This is a genomic window from Pseudoalteromonas piscicida (genome assembly GCF_002744175.1).
In the GTDB taxonomy this organism is placed as follows: domain Bacteria; phylum Pseudomonadota; class Gammaproteobacteria; order Enterobacterales; family Alteromonadaceae; genus Pseudoalteromonas; species Pseudoalteromonas piscicida_B.
This window is the reverse complement of record NZ_NKHF01000160.1, coordinates 1-204: the sequence shown is the minus strand read 5'-3', so window position 1 is coordinate 204 and position 204 is coordinate 1. Positions and strand designations below refer to the sequence as shown.

Annotated in this window: 1 protein-coding gene; it reads right to left on the bottom strand. The window is 50.0% G+C overall.

What is annotated here, in order from left to right; translation table 11 throughout:
* The coding region (locus CEX98_RS22275; RefSeq protein ID WP_197707213.1) for a hypothetical protein at window positions 1–204 on the bottom strand (204 nt) is incomplete at both ends.

Below are 204 nucleotides of genomic sequence, written 5' to 3'. Positions count from 1 at the left end.
GCTTGCTAGCGAGTCGTCAAGTAGTGCCTCTTCGTCGAAATCCGCTTCTAGTTCAGGTAACTCGTCTTCGCCATCAAGCTCTGGTGTTTCGGCTTCTTCGCTTGGTGCTTCGGCTTCTGGCTCGCTTTCTAACGCATCGTCAAGCAGTGCCTCTTCGTCAAAATTCGCTTCTAGTTCAGGTAACTCATCTTCGCTTCTCACTAA